Here is a 20,953-nt window from a genome sequence, read left to right as displayed (position 1 = left end):
TGCTTGTCCAAAAAACGAATCAAAAAAAGACAACCAAGCCAAGGAATTTTTCAGTTTTAAAAACTGAAAACCAATTTGAAAACTCCGCGTCGAACTACGTTCTCCTGTTCTCGGAGCTTTTCTTCATTTATTCTTCGCCTTGATACTCAATTCTGCGAATTGATTTGGGACTTTTAATTTCTCTATATTTTCTTTAATTCCTAGTTTATTTCAATTTATGCCAACAGCCAACAGCCAACTATTTACTTAACTCAATTAATCGTTTTAAACTGGCTTTTGCTTTTCCGCTTTCTAAACTCTCTTTTGCTAATTCAAATCCGTCTTGATGCGAGATTTGATTAACTGTTGCAATTGCTAATCCAGCATTGGCACAAACCACATTGTTTTGCGCTTCGGTTCCTTTTCCATTAATTATATTTTTGAAAATTTTTGCAGCATCTTTTACCGAGTTTCCTCCAAAAATATCAGACTGTTCTATTTGTTCTACACCCAAATCTGCTGGACTTAGCATCGTTTCAGTAGTATTAGATATAATTTTAGTATTCCCTGTCAATGAAATTTCGTCATAACCATCAAGTGCGTGAACAATACTATAATTTTTATCGGTATTTTGATAAAGATACCCATAGATACGTTGTAATTCTAAATTAAAAACACCAACCATTTGGTTTTGTGGGAACGCAGGATTTACCATTGGTCCAAGCATATTAAAAAAGGTTTTTACGCCTAATTCTTTTCGTATTGGAGCCACATTTTTCATCGCTGGATGAAATAAAGGAGCGTGTAACACACAAATGCCAGCTTGATCAATAGCATATTTTAAATAATCTGATTTGTTAGAAAAATGAATCCCTAACGCTTCCATTACATTAGAAGATCCTGATGCAGAAGAGACTCCGTAATTACCATGTTTTGCTACTTTTACTCCTGCACCAGCAGTTACAAAAGAAGCTAATGTAGAAATATTAAAAGTGTCTTTTCCGTCTCCACCAGTTCCGCATAAATCAATAGCATTAAAATCTGATAAATTTATAGGAATACACAATTCTAAAAGTGCATCTCTAAATCCTTGAAGTTCCTCCAAAGTGATGCTTCGCATCATGTAAACAGTTAAGAATGAGGCGATTTGTGATTGGTTATAATGTCCTGCGGAAATATTAACTAACACGTTTTTAGCCTCTTCACTCGTGATGCTTTCTTGGTTTATTAATCGGTTTAGTATGTGTTTCATATTAATTTCTAATAATTTTCATTTTTGCTAGCTGTTAGCAGCTAACAGCTAACTGTTCACCCAATTCTCTAATATTTGTTTACCATGAGGAGTTAACACACTTTCTGGGTGGTATTGTACTCCTTTAACGTCATATAATTTGTGTCTTAACGACATGACTTGACCATTTTCATCAAACGATGTGGCTTCTAAAACGTCTGGTAAGTTTGAATGGACAACCCACGAATGGTAACGACCAACTTCAAAAGTTTTATCTAATCCTTTAAATAAAATTTCATCATCAACACAAGTGGTTACTTTGGTGGCAACACCATGATAGACCTCGTCTAAATTGATTAATGAGCCTCCAAAAACTTCGCCAATGGCTTGCTGACCTAAACACACTCCCAAAATACTTTTAGTGGATGCGTATTCTTTTATAATTGCTTTTAGTAATCCTGCTTCATCAGGTATTCCTGGTCCTGGTGATAACACTATTTTATCAAAAGCCTCAACATCGTCTAAAGTGAGTTTGTCGTTTCGTTTTACTGTTACTTCGCAATCTAAGTCTTCTAAATAATGGACTAGGTTGTAGGTAAAACTGTCGTAATTGTCTATTACTAATACTTTCATATGTATTTCCCATGAAAATGGGAATCTTTTTGATTAAACTTCTATTTATCTTATTGTTCATTTTGCCTTGATGCAAAACGAACCAAAAAATCACATTGAAATGAGGAAATTGCTAAAGCACCATTCGCTTTCGGAATCTCGTGCTAGAAGCTACGCTTCGTATCTACATTCCTTCACTCATTATTTCTGTATTTCAATGTTCAATTCTACGAATTGATTTGGGACTTTTCTTTTTCTTTATATTATTTTTAATTCTAAGTTTTTCATATTTGTTTACTGCTTACTGCTTACTGCTTACTATTCACTTAAATATCCTTTGCTAATTCAATAGCTTTTGTTAGTGCTCCTAGTTTGTTATATACTTCTTGTAATTCGTTTTCTGGGTCAGATTTTGATACCAATCCAGCTCCTGCTTGCCAATGTAGTTTGTGGTTTTTACTCATAAAAGTCCTAATCATAATGGCATGGTTATAATTACCGTTAAAATCCATAAAACCAATTGCGCCACCATAAAAAGCACGACTTGTTTTTTCGTACTTTTCTATAAGTTGCATGGCTTTGTGCTTTGGTGCACCACTTAATGTTCCAGCTGGAAAGGTGTCTGCTACTACTTGCATGGTTGGTACATCTTTATGCACTTTACCTGTTACTTTACTTACTAAATGGATAACGTGAGAAAAAAACTGTGCTTCTCTATACGTTTCTACTTTAACTTCGCTACCGTGTCTACTTAAGTCGTTTCTAGCTAAATCAACTAACATCACATGTTCTGCATTTTCTTTTTCGTCTGCAGCTAATTGTTTTGCTAATTCTGTATCCTTTTCATCGTTACCTGTACGTTTAAAAGTTCCTGCAATTGGATGGATTTCTGCACGACCTTTATTAACTACTAATTGTGCTTCGGGAGAGCTTCCAAATATTTTAAAATTTCCATAATCAAAATAAAACAGGTAAGGCGACGGATTGATGCTTCGTAATGCACGATAGACGTTAAACTCGTCTCCTTTAAACGCTTGCGAGAATTTTTTTGACAATACTAACTGAAACACATCACCTCTGGCACAATGTTGTTTTGCTAAAGCAACTTGTTGTTTATATTCATCATCTGTTAGATTAGACTCTAAGTCAGAATTTGTTGTAAACTCGTAAGACGCAAAGTTTTTAGATTGAATGAGTTGTAAGACTTCCTCAATATTATTTTCAGTTTCAAAGCAATGCGCAAAAATATAAGCTTCATTTTTAAAATGGTTAATAGCAATTATATTTTGATACACTGCATAGTAAATATCTGGTATATCTAAAGAATTTGGTTTTTTTGAAATGTCAATATCTTCAAAATGTTTGACTGCATCATAAGCAGTATAACCAAAAATTCCGTTATTAATAAACTTAAAGTCTTTAGAATTTACTTTAAATCGTTTAGTGAATTTATGTATCATTTTAGTGACATTACGTACTTTATTCTTCATTATACTTCCGTCGGGAAAAGTCTGTGTAATGGCTTTATCATCAACTTTTATAGAAGCAATAGGATTAAAACAGATGTATGAGAAGCTATTATCGTTAGCATGATAATCACTACTTTCTAATAAAATACTGTTAGGATATTTATCTCTTATTTTAAGATAAATGCTAACAGGTGTTATAGTATCTGCTAATATTTTTTTGTAATGTGTGTATAAACTAAATGTTTTCATGTCTTGGTTTAAAATGAAAAAAGGCTTGTCGTGAATGACAAGCCTTTTTGATATTTTTATTATTAAATATACTTATAGCGTTAGTTCACGAATGTTGATTTTCGAGAGTTCCACCACCAAGTATGATTTAATATTGCGTTCATTTGTTTTGTAAAGTTCAAATATATAAATCAAATTTTAGTTTTCAAATGTTTTAGCTATTTAATTATTTGTTAAAAGAATAAAACACATTGTATTTAATGTTATTTTTACTGTATGAAGTCTGTTTTATTATTATCATTATTCGTTTTCTTACCTTGTAGTAATCCTCTGATTAATCTAGGGTTTACTTCAGAAAATTCATTTTTGTCAGATTCTGAAACATTGAAAATTTTCAATTTTGAAGAGTTAGAAAACTATTTGGCAACTAAAGATAAAACAAAAACATATGTAGTTAATTTTTGGGCAACTTGGTGTGCACCTTGTGTCAAAGAATTACCCTATTTTGAAAAACTAAACAAAGAATATTCTAATAAAAAAGTTGAAGTTATATTGGTAAGTTTAGATTTTCCTAAGCATTTAGAAACTAAGCTTAAACCATTTTTAAATAAGCATAAACTTAAAAGTGAAGTTATTTTACTTAACGATGTAGATTCTAATACATGGATCCCAAAAGTAAATAAAGACTGGTCTGGAGCTATACCTGCTACAATTATTTACAATCAAAAGAAAACAATATTTTACGAACGCTCTTTTGAGTACAAAGAGTTAGAAACCGAATTAAAACAATTTTTAAATTAAATAATCATGAAAAAAACACTAAAAATTACAGCGGTATTCTTATTGTTAATTACAGTAAGTGCATTTACTACTCAATCTAATATTGAATCTCAAGGGTATAAAATTGGTGATGATGCTACCGATTTTGAATTAGAAAACATCGATGGAAGCATGGTGTCTTTATCAGATTTTAAGGAAGCTAAAGGCTTTATAGTTGTTTTTACTTGTAACACGTGTCCGTATGCAGTAGCATATGAGGATAGGGTTGAAGCATTAAATAAAAAATACGCAGATTTAGGTTATCCAGTAATTGCAATAATGCCAAATAACACAGAAGTTAAACCTGGTGATAGTATGGAAGCAATGCAAAAAAGAGCCAAAGAAAAAGGGTTTACATTTCCCTATTTAATGGACGAAGGACAAAAAATATATCCACAATATGGTGCCACTAAAACACCTCATGTTTACATTTTAGAAAAGTATGACGAAAAAAATATTGTGAAATATATTGGTGCAATAGACGATAATTATCAAGATGAAACTGAAGTTAAAACAAAGTATGTTGAAAATGCTGTAGATGCTCTACTAAGCGGAAAAGATATAGAAGTTAAAGAAACTAGAGCTATTGGTTGTTCAATAAAAGTTTAATTTTTTATAGATATCAAATAATAAAATCCGAGATTGTAACATTTCGGATTTTTTTATGTCTATATTCTAAAGAAATGTTAATTTTGAACCTAAATTAAAAGGATTTTAAAATGGCAGATTTAACACAAGAGGATTGGGTAAATCAATTAAAAAATGATGACAATGCAATCATCCTTGATGTAAGAACAGAAGATGAAGTAGCAGAAGGTAAAATACCTAATGCATTACACATAGACATTTATAAAGGTCAAGGGTTTATTTATGAGGTAGAAGAATTAGATAAATCTAAAAACGTGTATGTCTACTGTAAAGCTGGAGGACGTAGTGCTCAAGCTTGTGCAATTATGAATCAATTAGGCTTTGAAAACACTTATAATCTTATAGGAGGATTTAGTGAGTGGACCGGAGAAGTCGAATAACATTATTAATATGAAAACATCATCAATCTTATTTAGTCTTTTTCTGGTATTAGTACTTAGTTGTAAGCCACAAATTGAAAGCGAAACAAAAGTAGTCTCTCCAGAAGAGATGCAGACCCTTTTACAATTAGATAATGTACAATTAGTTGATGTAAGAACTCCAGAAGAGTTTCAAGCTGGTTATATAGCTGAAGCCCAAAATATAGATTTTATGTCTCCAACTTTTGAAGAAGATATTAAAACGTTAGACAAAGAAAAACCTGTCTTATTATACTGTCAAAAAGGAGGTAGAAGTGCTAAGTGTGCAGAAAAAATGAAAGATTTAGGGTTTAAAAAAATATACGATTTACAAGGAGGTTTTTCTAAATGGAAGCATGAAGGCTTTAAATACGTAAAGTAATTTTAAACTTCTTTATATACTTCCTCAAAAGGTATTCTAAATCTAGGACCATAAATACCAGACTCCTCTCTAATTCCGCAACCAATAACCATATTTATTTCAGAACCAGACGGTAAATTAAGTGCTTTTTTTACGCGTAACGTATCGCTTCCTTCCATAGGACAGGTGTCATAACCAATTGCAGCCATACTTGTCATAAAATTTTGAGCAGCTAATCCAGCACTTTTATGTGCAACAATGCGCATATCACTTAATCTTGTTTGTCTGTAAATTGGTTTAAAAATACCAACAATTTGAAAAATAATATATTTTATAAAACCTAAAATTCCTAAAAAATCCATGTAAATGGTAGGTATTAATTTTTTGTAATAATTAGTCGCCATTTTTTTTCTTTTCAAGTCTTTGTCAGATAAATTAGGCGTATTGTAGACTTTATTTAAAAACTCAATATTGGCTTTAGCTCGTTTTTTCCAAAGATCTTTTCTAGTAACTATTACAACTAATTGATTAGCTGTTTTTGCTGCACTTTGATTAAAGCAGGCTTCTGCAATTTGCTTTAATGTTTCTTTATTAGTAACATGATAAAACTCCCACAATTGTAAATTACTACTTGTAGGTGCTAACGATGCATTAAGTAAACACTGTTTTACTTTTTGAGTATCTATATCTGTTTTTTTATAGACTCTAGTAGATCGTCTGTAATTAATGGCTTCGGTAACTGTTTTTTCCATGCTATTATAATCAATTAGAATAAATAAAAACTCTCCAAAAGTACTAGACTTTGGAGAGTATAAGTGGAGTCGGAGAGAATCGAACTCTCGTCCAAACAAGTAACCAAAGGGCTTTCTACACGTTTATTTTGTTCTTAGGTTTTCGATTAAAAGCTGGTAACAAACAACCTACTTTTAACTTATCTTCTTAAGTTTCGAAAAAGCATCGAAGCGCTACTTAATCTATATTGACATTTTCGATGCCTCAAAATGGAACGCCGTCAATCAAGGCTTTCCGGAGACATAAAGCTTGCTCACCTTGTGAGCCGAGGCTTAATCCTACTATAATTCGGATTAGGCAGCTAAAGCGTAGTTATTCTCGCCGATTAAAAAGTTGACTTAGCGTTTTACGAGTTCAAAATCATTACTCGACGTGCTTACCGTTTAATTAATCTCGCTGTCAAAACCAGTCGACCCCATTTTAATTAAAGGTATTTGTAATTAAGGATGACGAAATTACTAAAAATTATAAAGCAAAGTTTATACCAATCCAGTTTTATAAAAATCTTAAGATAAATTGTCATGCTTTTAAAGTAATTTAAACAGAAAATTAAAAAAATGATTCAAAAAGGAACAAAAGTACAATGGAAATGGGGTAAAGGAACAGCAAAAGGAAAAGTTGAAGAAACCTATACTGAAAAAATAACTAAAACCATTAAAGGCACCAAAATTACAAGAGAAGGAGAGTCTGGTAACAAAGCATTATATATTAAACAAGATGATGGTGATTATGTTTTAAAAAGTGAAAATGAAGTCCAACGAGTTGACTAAATTATATTTGCTAAACCTTAATTTTAAAGGTATTTTAGCAACTACAAATTTAAATTTATGAAATTCGCCATTATAAAAGAACGCAAAAATCCACCAGATAGACGTGTTGTATTTTCACCTAACGATTTAAAAAAACTACAAACAGATTTTTCACAAGCAAAAATCATTGTAGAGGCTTCGGATATTCGTGTGTTTAAGGATTCCGATTACGAAAAATTAGGATTTGAGGTATCAGAAGATGTTTCTGATGCAGATGTTATGTTTGGAGTAAAAGAAGTGCCTATTGAGGCACTGATTCCTAATAAAAAATATTTTTTCTTTAGTCACACCATAAAAAAACAACCCTACAACCGTAAGTTGTTACAAGCTATTTTAAACAAAAATATAGAATTATACGACCACGAAACCATTGTAAAACAAAATGGCGCAAGACTTATTGGTTTTGGTCGTTATGCTGGATTAGTTGGTGCTTATAATGGTTTTAGGGCTTTGGGTTTACGTGACAAGCTTTTTAATTTACCAAAAGTAGAGACTTTAAAAGATTTAGATCATGTTAAACAAGAGTTAGACAAAATCACTATCCCTAATATAAAGATATTGCTTTCAGGTACAGGAAAAGTGGCAAAAGGTGCTAAAGAAATTCTAGATCATTTAAAAATAAAAGAAGTTAGTGATGCTTTGTATTTAACAACAGAGTTTTCAGAACCTGTATATTGCATGGTTGATGTTATGGAATACAGCAAGCGCAAAGATGGTAAAGTTGGTAATAAGTTTGCGTTTTATAAAGACCCAAGTGGTTATAAAAGCAATTTTATGCCTTATGCTAAACAAACCGATTTTTTTATTGCAGGACATTTTTATGGTGATGGTGCACCTTATTTATTTACCAGAGAGGATGCTAAACATCCAGAATTTAGAATTAACCTAGTAGCTGACATCTCATGCGATATTGATGGACCAGTAGCTAGCACCATTAGACCGTCAACTATAGCAGACCCATTTTATGGTTATAATCCTAAAACAGAACAAGAAGTTGCTTTTAATCATAAAGATGCCATTACCGTTATGGCAGTAGATAACTTACCATGTGAGTTACCTAAAGATGCAAGCGAAGGTTTTGGAGATATGTTTTTAAAACATGTGATTCCTGCTTTTTTTAATAATGATGTGGATGGAGTTTTAAAACGTGCTAAAATGACAGAAAATGGTCAATTAACAAATCGTTACAGCTATTTGCAAGATTATGTAGACGGAAAAGAATAATTAATAACTAGGTGTTTTGCTATTTGACCTGTTATATTTATAAAATAATACCATTCGAAAAATGAAAAACATTAAATACCTAATTCCATTCATTACCTTTTTATTTATTTTTTCTTGCGAAAAAGACAATAACATCCCATTAAATCAACAACAAATTGATGGAGAATCTGGTAATCCGTTTTTAGACAATTTTGGAAATACTTCAACAGCACGTTTTATAGGAACTGTTGTTAATGAAGATGGTAACCCAATCTCTGGTGTAACAATAACCATAGGTACATCTGTGGCTATAACAGATTTTAATGGTGTGTTTTCTATAGAAAACGCTCAAGTTTATGAAAAGTTTGCTTACATCAAAGCCAGCAAAACGGGTTTTATAGATGGCTCTAGAGCTTTAGTACCAACAGATGGTGTTAATCAGGTTAAAATCATGTTACTAGATTTAGACGTGCTGACTACTATTACTTCTGGACAAGCTATTTCTGTGGGATTACCAAACGGAACATCAGTAAATTTTGCTGGAGAGTATCAGACCGAAAATGGTTTTCCGTATCAAGGTAATGTAGATGTGGTTTTAAAACATCTTAATCCAGATAATGAGACTATGGATTTACAAATGCCAGGAGCACTTATTGCAGAAAATAGTGATGGTGATTTACGTGTATTGGAAACCTATGGTATGATTGCAGTGGAGCTTATCGGTCAAAATGGTGAGAATTTAAATATAGCTGAAGGTACCGTTGCAGAAATTTCTATTCCAGTACCAACCAACGCAACTAATCCACCAGCAACCATTCCTTTATGGTATTTTGATGAGCAATATGGTTATTGGGTAGAAGAAGGTTTTGCTACTTTAGATGGTAATAAATATGTTGGAGAAGTTACTCACTTTAGTTTTTGGAATTGTGATGCGCCTTTTGCAACCGTTCAGTTTTGTGTGACTTTGGTTGATGAAAACGGTAACCCATTACCCAATACATACATTCAATTACAACGAGATGCTATTGGATGGAGCTCTTCGTCTGGAGGCTACACAAATCAAAATGGTCAAGATTGTGGTTTAGTCCCTTTAAATGAAACGTTAACGTTAACAGTTCCTGATTATGGATGTGTAAATAACGATTTTATTGAAACCATCGGACCATTTTCTACAGATGCTAATATTACAATTACAGTTTCAAACTCTAATGCAGAAACTACAAACCTCACAGGAGTATTTAATGATTGTTCTGGTAATCCTGCTACAAATGGCTATATACAGTTGTTTTATAATAATGCAACTAGTATTGTACCCATAACAGATGGGCAATTAGATATAGTAATTGATTATTGTGATACAGATACCAATTTTTCTGCACAGTTTTTTGATTTAGCTAATGGTCAAAGTACAGATGCAGTTTCTGGAAACTTTACCATGCCTACCACAGATTTAGGTACGCAAATGTCTTGTGTAGATTTAGTAGATAGCGATGCAGATGGTGTTTTAGATTTTAACGAAGATTTAAACGGAAACAACAATTTAGACGACGACGATACAGACCAAGATGGTACACCAGATTATTTAGATACAGATGATGATGGTGATGGTGTTAACACCATTGACGAAGATTATGATAATGATGGTAACCCAATGAATGAGGATAGCGATGGTGACCAAATACCAGATTATTTAGATCCGTTGGACGTGTTAATTTATGGTAGTGAGGTCTCAGGGACTGGATGTTCACCTAACATTGAGTATGATTTTGATGTAATAATAGCTAATGCATATTCTCAATTAATCAATAACACTTATTCATTTTATCTTACAGAAGCAGATGCTTGGGCAGACGTAAACCCGCTTAGTAATCCATTTATTGATGATGGTACTACACAAACAATTTTTGTAAAAGCAACTAATACAATATCTAATCAATCTGATGTTGCAGATGTATATTTATATGAAGCCTATATTGACTCAGATAACGATGGTTTAACAGATTGTGAAGAGTTAACAGGTGTTTATAGCGGAATTAGTAATTGTAATCCTAACGGAAACATTACAGATCCTAATAATCCAGATAGCGATGGTGATGGTGTAGACGATTGTACAGAATCCTTAAATGGTACAGATCCTAATGATCCACTAGATTTTTAAATTTATCTTTAAACCAAAAAGGAAAGCTAAATAGCTTTCCTTTTTTTTATGTGTTATACTTTTAATTTAATTATTGTTCCAATCTATTTTTCTAGACACATACATAACTAGTGCTAGAATGATAAATAAACCAATACTTCCCACGATTAAAGCATAGTTTTCTAACTGAATAATCACATAGATAAAAGTGTATAAAGCTGTTAAAGACAAACCAATAAATAATGGAAATTTCCAGGTGCTTAATATAGATTTGGAGTAAAGTGTAATTAAGCTAATTACAGAAACACCAGCAATTAAATAAGCCTTTAAAAAATTGCTATGCTCACTAATAGACACTAATAAAGTGTAAAACATGGTTAGTGCTAAACCTATCATTAAATATTGAAAAGGATGAATATTAATCTTACTTAGTGTTTGTATTAAAAAGAACAACAAAAAGGTTAATCCAATAACTAGAAAACCATATTTTGCAGAACGTTCACTTTTTGTGTATTCATCAACAGGAATCATAAAATTAACACCAAAAGCAAACTCGTCTAACTTTGGTAAAGCACCAAAATGTTGCTGAGAAAACGGACGATTTAAATCTAGAATATTCCATTTAGCATCAAAACCTGTTTCAGTAAATTTATCCTCGTTATAAGGTAGAAACTCCCCAAAAAAGCTTGCGTCTTTCCAATTAGAGGTCATAGAAGCGGTAGTTTGTTTGCCTATTGGAATAAATCTAATTTGTTGACTTCCTTTTATTTTAAAATCTAAAGTAAAGGGGATGTTTTTGTTAAAAGAATGTTCTGTCAAATCCTTTAAAACCTTAGTTTCTAAGGTATGCATAACTATTTGATTATAGTAGTTGTTTGATTTTCCGTTATAGGTTGAAGTAAACTCATAATCGGTTTTATTTAACTGAAGTTTTGCAGTAGTAACCCCTTTTAAGTTTGACGTGCTAACCATAAGTTTAGCTTTATTCCAAAGGATGTGTTCTGGGTTAATTTCTCCTATTGAAAAATCCGGAGTGCTAAATTGACCATTTAATTTTATCTGACTATCATAAACCGCAGTTTTAAAGATGCCACGTACTTTTTCTTCGGGATTGACTGTAGAGGCTATGTCTAAGTTAGAAGGAAAGAAGTAAGCGTAATTTATAGTCTCCTTAGTTTCTGTGTAGCTTTTTTTGGTCTCTTGATTAGTGACTATTTTTTCTGAAAAAGTTTTGTACGGAATTTTTAAAACAGGACCATACAATAGGACTTCATTTCCCCATTTTTCATTAATTTCTTGTACAACATCTTCTTGTCGTCTAGAACGTTCATCAATTAAAGTCTGAATAAAAAATAACGGAATTAATAAGATTAAGGTTAATAATCCAACCATCATTAACCTTGCGGTTATTGATGTTTTTAGCCAATGTCCAAATTTGTTGTTGTTTTGCTGAGGTTGATTAATGTGGTGCTGAGAAGATGTGTTTTCCATTGTAGTTAAATATTAAAGTACTTTGAAATACAAAGTAAATGATTAAAAAAAAGGTGTTATTGTTTGTTAATTAATTTTTCAAGTGCGTTGATGTGTTTTTTAAATTCGGCTTGACCTAATTTGGTTGTACTATAACGTGTATTGGGTTTGCGCTCTATAAATTGCTTTTCAATTTTAATGTATTCTGCTTTTTCTAATGCTTTGGTGTGACTGGCTAAATTACCATCTGTAGCACCTAGCAGTTCTTTTAAAGTTTTAAAATCGGCATATTCATTGACCATTAAAACAGACATGATGCCTAATCTAATCCTGTGATCAAATACTTTATTTATGTTATTTATAATGCTCATTTAAAGTTAACTTCCAGCAAAAGGCGAATTAAAAATTCCTACTGCTAATTCTGCCCAAATTAATAGGAATAAAATTATTAATACTACAATTATTCCAATTTTAATTTTAGGATTTTTTATTGTTTTAACTAAGTAAGTGGTGATTAAACCTAAGCTAAATAATAAAATTCCAGCTATTACAAAATCAAAGACAGACCAATTAACGTCATTGGTAAATTGCATAGCTATTAAAGGTATGCTTAAAACAGCAATGACTGTAATGATAAGGTATAGTATTGTTTTTTTAGACATCTTTATTTGATTTTATCATACTTAAAGTGCATAATCGTTCCGTATATAATATGCATCACACCAAATCCCAATACCCAAAGCCAGAATCCGTATCCCGGAAACAAAGCAGCTATCAAGCCTAAAATAATTTCGGTGTAACCCAAGTACTTAATGTCTCCAATACTATATTTAGAAGCATTTACTAAAGCTAATCCATAAAATATTAACATTAATCCTCCGGTTTGTCCATATTTTCCTTGACTTAAAATTATAATGGTATATAAACCACCAGCAACTAAAGGAATTAAGAAATTAATAAGTAAACGTTTAGAGGAGTTATCCCAAATTTTTTCACCATTTTTTTTAGCTTTTTTAGTGGTTAAAAATACTCCAGTAACTATACTTAAAAATGCTACCATAAATAAAATAAATACAACCGTTCTAAATATCCAACCATCCAAAAGTAATGTGCCAGAGCTATAGGTTGTGACTAAATAATAGGTGATAGCTGCACCAATTAAGGCATAAACACCTGCTAAAATACCAGATAAACCACTAAGTGAAATAAAACGAGACGACTTATTCATTAAGTTTTTAATCTCGCTAATGTCTTTTAAATAATCCTCATTGCTCATAATAAAGTACTTTGAAAAACAAAGTAAATTAATTTATTTTAACTACACAAGTTAAAAGTTACTTAATATTCATTTCAGTATCAATGTATAATTGGTAATGTTTTTTTTACTAATTTTAAAATCAACTAATTAACTAAAAATATAATTTTATGGATGTAACAGAATTACTTTTAGACATTGCCAATATTTCTGGAGGTGTTTTACTTGGATTAGCAACATTGGACAAATGGGATGGAGAAAGCAATTTTTTTAATAAAATAGCAGGTGTTTTGGCGCCTTTTCAAACAGTAATAGGATGTGCCTTAATTGTACTAGCTATTTTAGAGTTTTGGGATGGACTATTATTTAATATAGTTAGTATTATTGGTGGTTTGTTATTACTAACTCATGTCTTTGGAAAAGTACCAGCTTTAGAAGAAACACTTAGAAAAATATCAGACAAGTTGATGCCATTTAAAGCCATTATAGGTATAGCATTACTTGCAATAGGTGTTTTAAGTTTATTCAATATATTTTAAAGCAATAAAATAAAATAGCTAACAACCAAACATGGTAAGCTCCTTTTTATAATTTAAAGGGGTTTTACCATGTTTTTTTTATTAAAAAAAGAGTTGATTCCCCTTAAATTTTTGTAGATTTAGTTAAATTAACTATATGTATATCAAGAATTTAGCCCTTAAAGGTGGAGGTGTTAAGGGTATCGCTTACGTCGGAGCTTTAAAAGAATTAGATAAAGCTGGCATCTACAAAGGTTTAGAGCGTGTCTCTGGTACCTCAGCAGGTGCTATTGTAGCATTAATGATAGCCTTGCAATTATCTCCCACAACTATAGAAGATTTAATGCGTAAGCTTAATTTTAAAGCTTTTAAAAGCGGTTGGAATCCTCTGCGGATTTTTACTAAATATGGACTATATAGTGGTGACGAAATTTTAAAATTTATTTATAAATGCTACGAAGCTTCATCTAAAGGACTCACTAAAGAGGCGACGTTTGAAGATTTTCATAATGCAGGTTGTAAAGATATTATTGTTTTTGCATCAGACCTTAATACACATAATATTTGCGAGTTTTCCTATTACAAAACTCCTAAATGTATAGTTGCAGAAGCTATTCGTGCTTCTATGTCCATTCCGTTATTTTTTAAAGGGTGGCAATTTTCTAATGGCATACCTAACAATCATATTTATGTTGATGGAGGAGTTATGTTTAATTACCCATTGTCCTTTTTTGATAAACCACGATTTCATAATAATCAAATAGAATACCATCAAGAATCTTTAGGATTGTTTTTAGAGCCTAAGAAGATTTATGAACGTAATGAAAATCTAGAAGATGCCAATTTAGCTACCGAAAAAAAACACGGAATTAAAAAATTAATTTACAGAGTAGAATTTAAATATGGCATGTGGATATTCTTGTATATCAAGCATTTGTTTGAAACGCTTTTAAACTCTCAAGATGTTGATTTATTTGAAGAAAGTCATTTAGTGGATCGTACCATTTTTATTGACGATTTAGGAATTTCTGCTACAAATTTCAACCTTTCAGATCAAGAAAAAACCAATCTTGTTAATTCCGGAAGAGCAGGAGCTATTAGATATTTTGAATTTAAAAAAGCACAACAAGCCAACCAACAACCAACGTAAAAATGAGTCAGCAAAATCCATTAACGCTCATCACACCAATTATTCCTGAAAAAATAGGGCAGCTATACAAGCTTCTTTCTGACATGAAATATAAGCTTGAAAAGGGTCAACATGAATTATTTGAAAAATCTAATAACATCCATTACCTAAGATGGTTGATTATTGATGACAAAAACAGTGTGTTTTTTGAAGGTACAACTTTACCACCAAAGCTAGTATTTTCCTCTAATTTTGATGGTAGTATAGAACACCATTTAAAAGATTTATGTGGCGATATGGAACATCTTTTAATAGATGAAATTTATTCTTGTTGTATAGATTATCCTAAAGAAGGCAATAGAAACCTAAAAACTAGAACAGACTATTTAAAACAATGGATGATTAAAGCATCTGCCTTTTACAGAGGAAGTCCTGGTAGAAGTCTTATGCAAATTAGACAAGAACAAGATTTAAGGATGTTTTTAAGACAACAATTAGACACAAAAAATTGGGATGGGTTAACTGCCAATCAAATACATAAACAATTAAAAAAAGAAGTCAAACAAACTGGACCAAGGTTTGAATGGTTAAAAGACACTTATAAAATGCCTAAAATGAATTGGTTTAAGTTTGTTTTATTGGTGCTAGTATTACTGCTATTATTACCTGTAATTATTATTTGGATATTGATTGTCGAGTTTGGCTATGAGCGTAAAGACGAATATTTCACAAAAACCAGAAGCCAACTGGATCCTAGAAAAATAAAGGTGCTTGAAGAGTATGAAGATTTAACTAGTGGAGAAGATTTAAATCAAATTAATTCTAATGGAAACATAGTCAAGGACAAGCAGATTAATTATCAAAACCAGTTTTCGCAATTAGTAGAAATGAAACCTGGTAAAGTCCGATTAATAACTTTTAAGGCTATGATGTTGTTTGCAAAAACTTTAATTCCTATAAAATTTGTAGATGGCGAGTTAATGGGAATCCCAACCATACATTTTGCACGTTGGGTATTATTTGATGATAATAAACGCGTCCTGTTTTTTAGCAATTTTGATGGTAGTTGGCAACAGTATTTAGGCGACTTTATAGATCAAAGTGGTTGGGGACTTACAGGGATTTTTTCTAATACAAAAGTGTTTCCTAAAACTAGATTTTTGTTAACTGGTGGAGCTTATGACGAAGAACATTTTTTGGCTTGGAGTAGATCTACAGAATTATCAACTCAAATTTGGTATTCTGCTTACCCAAGTTTGTCCATAAAAAATGTAAATAACAATTCTCAAATTAGAGTGATGTTTTCTAAATACCTTAACAATAAAAAAGCACAAAAACTTTTTGAACTAATATAATAACAATGGATACAATAGAACTAGAAGACGTACAAGGTTATATTATTAGAGCCTATGGAAATATGCAATTCTCTAGGTTTTCACTATTAAAAGTTAATGACCCAGTTGCAGCTAAAACATGGATTAATTCAATTAGTAACCAATTGACTAATGCCTCCATTGTACCTAAAGATCAACTACCAGATACCTGTTTAAATATAGCTTTTGCACCAGCAGGACTTAATACATTAGGACTATCACAAACCAATATCAATACGTTTTCTCCTCCTTTTAAGGAAGGCATGACGACAGAACACAGAAGAAGCTTGTTAGGCGATATTGATAGTAGTTCGCCTGAAAAATGGATTTGGGGAGGATTAAATAACGAGCCAGTACACCTTGTTTTGTTAACCTTTGGTAAAGACGAAAACACCTGTTTAGAGTATTATAATACGTTAAAAACAGGGTTTGAATCTCATGGATTAGAAGTGCAAAAAAATTTGGATGGATTGTCATTAAAGGACAATAAAGAGCATTTTGGTTTTAGAGATGGAATTGCACAACCCAATATAAAAGGTAGTGGAAGGATAGGACCAGAGCATAATACAGTTAATCCAGGCGAATTTATTTTAGGTTATAAAAATAATTATAAAGTATATCCAGATTCTCCAACCATTTTAGAACCTCAAGGTAATTTAAACTTGTTAGCTCCTAATCCAGCAAGACCTGGACAAAAAGATTTAGGAAAAAATGGAAGTTATCTGATAATTCGACAAATGCAACAAGATGTTGAAGGCTTTTGGAATTTTATGAATGATTGTACTGCAGATAAAAATGGAACGTTAAATCAAGCCGAAAGTGTCAAGCTAGCCTCAAAAATGGTTGGAAGATGGCCTAGTGGTGCGCCACTTTCTAAATTTCCTGATAAAGATCCAGGAGGCGTTAGTAATGAAAATGATTTTTTATACGCAAAAGACGACCCTAAAGGACTAAAATGTCCATTTGGATCGCATTTAAGACGTATGAATCCTAGAGATAATTTTGAAATGGATACACCAAAAAAATCCTTGCTTCTAAGTAATAGACATAGATTAATACGTCGTGCAAGATTATATGGCGACCCTATAATTGGGTCACCAACTAATAACAAACCCAAAGGAGAAGTAGGGTTGTATTTTAATTGCTTTAGTGCAGATATTAGTAGACAGTTTGAATTCTTACAATACACTTGGTCCAATTATCCTAAAATTAAACAATTGTATAGCGATCCAGATCCTATTATTGGAGTGGTGGAAAACCCAGAAAAAGGTCAAGAACAACAGTTTACATTACAAGGTGACCCTATTAATAAAACGGTAAAAAACTTAAAGCGTTTTGTAACCATTAGAGGAGGTGCTTATTTTTTCTTTCCTTCAATTACTACTATTCGTTATATCTGTAGTTTATAAGTGACTTGCTATTAAGTAGTCTAAGTTTTTTTGTTTTCTATGTTCTTTATAACGTTTACAATAGGTAGTATGATACTGATGGTTTTTTAAAAACGAAATTTGAGTTGCATTCCATTCTTGCCTAGTTAGTTTTGGATTAAGATGCTTTAATTCTTCAAACAATAAATCTCCAAAAACTTTAAAATTGTTGGTAGAAAGATATTCTAAATCGGCATCTGCTAGTATCATATCTAATTTAGTTTTTGGGTGTTGAGGAATTTTGGTCGCTCTTATCATATTACATATAACTTCAATATCATCATTAGAAATACTAAAGTTTTGTAATTCTTTTTTAGCAATTTTTATGCTTTCCTCTTCATGATTATCATAAGCTTTTATATATCCAATATCATGAAACAAAGCAGCGATTTTTAATAAGCAGAGGTCATTTTTAGTGATACCTTCTTTGTTAGCAATATAGATTGCTTTGTCTAAAACATACAAGGTATGTTTAGTATCATGGTATGATAAATAACTAGGTAGATTTGTGTCTAACAGCGTTACAACATGGGTGTGTAAATTTTTAAACTCTTTAAACATGTTTAATGATGGCTTTTTTTGCTAGTTATACCACCACCAACTTCTTTAATATTTTGCACATACATAAAGGCTTTTGGGTCTAAAGCTTTAATAGTCTTTTTTATTTTATGAGCTTCTAATCTAGTTACAACAGTAACTATAATATCACAATCGTGTTTTATACCATAAGATCCTGGTAAATTTCCTCGTTCTCCTTTATATACTGTTATGGCTTTATTAAAATCGTTAACAATTAAACTTTTTATTTGTTCTGGGTTTGGAGAAATAATACTAAGGGATATCATTTTTTCAAAACCATCAACTACATAATCAGACACCTTTACAGCAGTAAAAAATGTTAGGATAGAATACATTGCTTTTTCTAAACCAAGAAAAAAGGCGATGATTAAAAATACAATAGTGTTGATAGCTATAATAATTTCTGAAGTACTAAAACCAAACTCTTTGTAGGTGTAATCTGCAAGCACTTCTAGTCCATCAATAACGCCTCCACCTCTAATAACAAAACCAATACCAAGTCCTACAAAAACACCACCAAAGACCGCAGTCAAAAAATGATCGTTTGTAACTGTGGGTACAGGTAAAAAACTAATTATTATTCCAAGAAACAACAACGATAATAAAGAATGTACAGCAAAATTTTTACCTATTTTTTTATATCCAAGAATAACAAACGGAATATTTAAAATAATCAAAGGGTAACCCACATTAATATGATAAAATTCATGGATTAATATAGAAATCCCTAACAAACCACCATCAAGAAAATGATTAGGTATCATAAAACCTTTGATAGCAATAACTGCAAAAGTAACTCCGAAGAGTTTCCACAATAAAGATTTAAACGAAAAAATGGCTTTCAGATTTATGGATTCTGAAATTGATAAAGTCATAGGTTTAATGGTTTAATTTAAAGTAAGTTAGGTAAAAAATTACGATCATAAAAATTGAAAATAAGTAGTAGTAGGCTAATCGCCATTTTCTATATATGCTTTGGCATGATTTAGACTTTCTTGCATAAATTTTTTAAACACAAAGGTTAATACGAAGCTGAGCATTATTTTAGAAAATAAATTTTTATACTTAAACGTATAGTCCCAAGTAATTCTAGTTTTGTCATCAATGGTATCTATCCAAACCTGTCCATAAGCTACATTAGAAAAATGTCTTAATTTATTGGTAAACTCGGTAACACGATAAGAATAATTTGCATTAGGATTATAGCTTAACAACTCTTCAATAGTCGTTTCATTATTATCAAATCGTACTCTTCGTTTTGCTCCTATATAATCATAAGTTTCAGATATTTTTTCAGCATTAATTGCAGCAGGAATAGAACCGTGTTTTTTTAACCAATTAGGCAATTCTGTACCACTTGAAATAAAATCAAATGCAATTTTTTTAGAGCATTTTACTAATACATGCGCAGATTGACTAACCACCTTTTGTTTTGGAATGTCAACATTTATAATGTTCATGTTTTCATGAAAGGTGTCCAATAAAAAATTAGGGTCATCTTCTGGTTCAATTTCTGGAATTCCATTTTGTTTATGGCGATAGCTTGACATGTAATCGTAAACCCGTTTTCTAGCTCGATTAAAACTGCCTAAAGGTCTGTGTTCTGGTAAGGCATGCCAGCTGTTAAACGATAAGTTTTCTCCAAATTCTATTTGTTTTTTAGAATCAAAATGTTGTGGTGGGATTTCTAAAGTTGCTAGCTTAATATACTGAGAATCCCAAGGGACAGTTGGGTCTTCAATTGGCATGGTAGTAGCATTTGTTTGAAACTGAACAAAAAAATCAAACTTTATACAGTTATCATTTAATGTTTGCGCCATATTAATTCTAAGATAGTTTGGTTCTTTTGTGTTTTCGTTAACTATTTTGTTTTCAGGTGAAGGTTTTAAAAAATATTTTACTGCTTTATCATTTGCTCCAAACCGATAGGGTTGCGTACTCCAATATGGAATGTTTAAAGGGTTGTCACACTTAACAAAAGTTCCCATCAATCTTTTTAAGATGCTCCAATGTTTTGGGTTTAAAAAATATAAGGCTAGTTTTAATTTACTTTTAGCAGTAGAGGCTTTAAGTGTACCTCTAAACTCTTTGATGTTTTTAGAAAAAAAAGTCTCGCTACTCATCAATAAAAAATCATGAGATGTTTCCTGTTTTTTGTGATTTAAAATCTTTTCACCAGTAACACCCATTAGCTTAATGGCAATCCCTCTAATATCTTTCTTTTTATCGTTTTGTGGTTTGGTTTGCGAGTTTGAAAAACGTACCCAACAGTTATAGGTTTTAGGGTCTTTAAATACTCCAACTTTTAGAGTGTTCTCTAAATGTGGTTCAACTATAAATTTAGCCTTAACACAACCATGCATTTTGGTATGAATTTGACGAGGCATCTTTTGGTCAGCATACAAACGGTCCATTTGTGCTTCCATCTCATCAATCATTTCTTTAATGATTTCATCTTCATCTGCAGACACATACTCTTGTCCTAATGTTAATGGGCTGGTTGGTCGTTTTGTCAT

Annotated in this window: 22 protein-coding genes and 1 other RNA gene; 11 read left to right on the top strand and 12 right to left on the bottom strand. The window is 31.5% G+C overall.

Features of this window, described 5'->3' with window-relative positions; all coding sequences use genetic code 11:
- Nucleotides 1-238 precede the first annotated feature (238 nt).
- The 3 genes from trpD to LY08_RS09685 form a co-directional block, all read right to left on the bottom strand.
- A complete protein-coding gene (gene trpD, locus LY08_RS09695) occupies nucleotides 239-1,231 on the bottom strand; it encodes an anthranilate phosphoribosyltransferase (protein WP_111660253.1) in 993 nt (330 codons plus the stop codon).
- 48 nt (nucleotides 1,232-1,279) lie between these two features.
- Complete coding sequence (locus tag LY08_RS09690) at nucleotides 1,280-1,843, bottom strand: anthranilate synthase component II (RefSeq protein ID WP_111660252.1); 564 nt, start codon at nucleotides 1,841-1,843, stop codon at nucleotides 1,280-1,282.
- Nucleotides 1,844-2,148: 305 nt separating this feature from the next.
- Nucleotides 2,149-3,540 (bottom strand): anthranilate synthase component I family protein, encoded by a 1,392-nt coding sequence (locus tag LY08_RS09685; protein WP_111660251.1) that lies wholly within the window; start codon nucleotides 3,538-3,540, stop codon nucleotides 2,149-2,151.
- 363 nt (nucleotides 3,541-3,903) lie between these two features.
- Here LY08_RS09685 and LY08_RS09680 point away from each other — a divergent pair, with 363 nt between their 5' ends.
- From LY08_RS09680 to LY08_RS09665, 4 genes are all read left to right on the top strand, one after another.
- Nucleotides 3,904-4,320 carry a TlpA disulfide reductase family protein gene (locus LY08_RS09680; RefSeq protein ID WP_317046884.1) on the top strand — a complete coding sequence of 139 codons (417 nt, stop codon included), beginning with the start codon at nucleotides 3,904-3,906 and terminating at the stop codon, nucleotides 4,318-4,320.
- 6 nt (nucleotides 4,321-4,326) lie between these two features.
- Nucleotides 4,327-4,947, top strand: coding sequence for a thioredoxin family protein (locus LY08_RS09675; RefSeq protein ID WP_111660249.1), 621 nt, complete (start codon nucleotides 4,327-4,329; stop codon nucleotides 4,945-4,947).
- Nucleotides 4,948-5,057: 110 nt separating this feature from the next.
- On the top strand, nucleotides 5,058-5,366 hold the full coding sequence (locus tag LY08_RS09670) for a rhodanese-like domain-containing protein (RefSeq protein WP_111660248.1): 309 nt from the start codon (nucleotides 5,058-5,060) through the stop codon (nucleotides 5,364-5,366).
- Nucleotides 5,367-5,376: 10 nt separating this feature from the next.
- Nucleotides 5,377-5,766: a rhodanese-like domain-containing protein gene (locus LY08_RS09665; RefSeq protein WP_111660247.1), complete on the top strand. Its 390-nt coding sequence runs from the start codon at nucleotides 5,377-5,379 to the stop codon at nucleotides 5,764-5,766.
- 2 nt (nucleotides 5,767-5,768) lie between these two features.
- Here the strand turns inward: LY08_RS09665 and LY08_RS09660 are convergent, their stop codons facing one another.
- Both LY08_RS09660 and ssrA read right to left on the bottom strand, forming a co-directional pair.
- Nucleotides 5,769-6,497: a nitroreductase family protein gene (locus tag LY08_RS09660; protein ID WP_111660246.1), complete on the bottom strand. Its 729-nt coding sequence runs from the start codon at nucleotides 6,495-6,497 to the stop codon at nucleotides 5,769-5,771.
- A 61-nt stretch (nucleotides 6,498-6,558) separates the two neighbouring features.
- Nucleotides 6,559-6,954, bottom strand: a transfer-messenger RNA (tmRNA) gene (gene ssrA, locus LY08_RS09655).
- Between the two features lie 140 nt (nucleotides 6,955-7,094).
- Here ssrA and LY08_RS09650 point away from each other — a divergent pair.
- From LY08_RS09650 to LY08_RS09640, 3 genes are all read left to right on the top strand, one after another.
- The gene (locus tag LY08_RS09650) at nucleotides 7,095-7,307 is read left to right on the top strand and encodes a hypervirulence associated TUDOR domain-containing protein (protein ID WP_111660245.1); all 213 of its coding nucleotides are present in this window, start codon (nucleotides 7,095-7,097) and stop codon (nucleotides 7,305-7,307) included.
- Between the two features lie 57 nt (nucleotides 7,308-7,364).
- Nucleotides 7,365-8,570: an NAD(P)-dependent oxidoreductase gene (locus LY08_RS09645; RefSeq protein WP_111660244.1), complete on the top strand. Its 1,206-nt coding sequence runs from the start codon at nucleotides 7,365-7,367 to the stop codon at nucleotides 8,568-8,570.
- Between the two features lie 61 nt (nucleotides 8,571-8,631).
- Nucleotides 8,632-10,707, top strand: coding sequence for a carboxypeptidase-like regulatory domain-containing protein (locus LY08_RS09640; protein WP_111660243.1), 2,076 nt, complete (start codon nucleotides 8,632-8,634; stop codon nucleotides 10,705-10,707).
- 66 nt (nucleotides 10,708-10,773) lie between these two features.
- On the opposite strand, the gene creD is transcribed toward LY08_RS09640, so the two are convergent.
- Genes creD through LY08_RS09620 form a run of 4 tightly spaced genes read right to left on the bottom strand, consistent with a single transcriptional unit; the run spans nucleotide 10,774 to nucleotide 13,432 of the window.
- A complete protein-coding gene (gene creD, locus LY08_RS09635; RefSeq protein ID WP_111660242.1) occupies nucleotides 10,774-12,177 on the bottom strand; it encodes a cell envelope integrity protein CreD in 1,404 nt (467 codons plus the stop codon).
- Nucleotides 12,178-12,233: 56 nt separating this feature from the next.
- Entirely contained in the window at nucleotides 12,234-12,527 is a 294-nt protein-coding gene (locus tag LY08_RS09630) for a winged helix-turn-helix domain-containing protein (RefSeq protein ID WP_111660241.1), read from the bottom strand.
- A gap of 6 nt (nucleotides 12,528-12,533) precedes the next feature.
- A complete protein-coding gene (locus tag LY08_RS09625; RefSeq protein WP_111660240.1) occupies nucleotides 12,534-12,818 on the bottom strand; it encodes a hypothetical protein in 285 nt (94 codons plus the stop codon).
- Between the two features lie 2 nt (nucleotides 12,819-12,820).
- Nucleotides 12,821-13,432, bottom strand: coding sequence for a hypothetical protein (locus LY08_RS09620; RefSeq protein ID WP_111660239.1), 612 nt, complete (start codon nucleotides 13,430-13,432; stop codon nucleotides 12,821-12,823).
- 149 nt (nucleotides 13,433-13,581) lie between these two features.
- Between LY08_RS09620 and LY08_RS09615 the strand changes: the two genes are divergently transcribed.
- The 4 genes from LY08_RS09615 to LY08_RS09600 all read left to right on the top strand — a co-directional run bounded on the left by LY08_RS09615 (nucleotide 13,582) and on the right by LY08_RS09600 (nucleotide 17,840).
- Nucleotides 13,582-13,950 carry a hypothetical protein gene (locus LY08_RS09615; RefSeq protein ID WP_111660238.1) on the top strand — a complete coding sequence of 123 codons (369 nt, stop codon included), beginning with the start codon at nucleotides 13,582-13,584 and terminating at the stop codon, nucleotides 13,948-13,950.
- 136 nt (nucleotides 13,951-14,086) lie between these two features.
- Complete coding sequence (locus LY08_RS09610) at nucleotides 14,087-15,079, top strand: patatin-like phospholipase family protein (RefSeq protein WP_111660237.1); 993 nt, start codon at nucleotides 14,087-14,089, stop codon at nucleotides 15,077-15,079.
- Nucleotides 15,080-15,081: 2 nt separating this feature from the next.
- On the top strand, nucleotides 15,082-16,413 hold the full coding sequence (locus LY08_RS09605; protein WP_111660236.1) for a hypothetical protein: 1,332 nt from the start codon (nucleotides 15,082-15,084) through the stop codon (nucleotides 16,411-16,413).
- A gap of 5 nt (nucleotides 16,414-16,418) precedes the next feature.
- Nucleotides 16,419-17,840, top strand: coding sequence for a Dyp-type peroxidase (locus LY08_RS09600; RefSeq protein WP_111660235.1), 1,422 nt, complete (start codon nucleotides 16,419-16,421; stop codon nucleotides 17,838-17,840).
- Here the strand turns inward: LY08_RS09600 and LY08_RS09595 are convergent.
- From LY08_RS09595 to LY08_RS09585, 3 genes are all read right to left on the bottom strand, one after another.
- Nucleotides 17,835-18,419 (bottom strand): HD domain-containing protein, encoded by a 585-nt coding sequence (locus LY08_RS09595; protein WP_111660234.1) that lies wholly within the window; start codon nucleotides 18,417-18,419, stop codon nucleotides 17,835-17,837. The two genes, LY08_RS09600 and LY08_RS09595, sit on opposite strands and share 6 nt — an antisense overlap.
- Nucleotides 18,420-18,421: 2 nt before the next feature.
- Nucleotides 18,422-19,312, bottom strand: coding sequence for a YitT family protein (locus LY08_RS09590; protein WP_111660233.1), 891 nt, complete (start codon nucleotides 19,310-19,312; stop codon nucleotides 18,422-18,424).
- A 75-nt stretch (nucleotides 19,313-19,387) separates the two neighbouring features.
- Nucleotides 19,388-20,953 (bottom strand): SRPBCC family protein, encoded by a 1,566-nt coding sequence (locus LY08_RS09585; protein WP_111660232.1) that lies wholly within the window; start codon nucleotides 20,951-20,953, stop codon nucleotides 19,388-19,390.

The sequence above is a fragment of the Olleya aquimaris genome (assembly GCF_003259525.1).
Lineage (GTDB): Bacteria > Bacteroidota > Bacteroidia > Flavobacteriales > Flavobacteriaceae > Olleya > Olleya aquimaris.
This window is presented reverse-complemented; position numbering and strand designations above follow the sequence as displayed.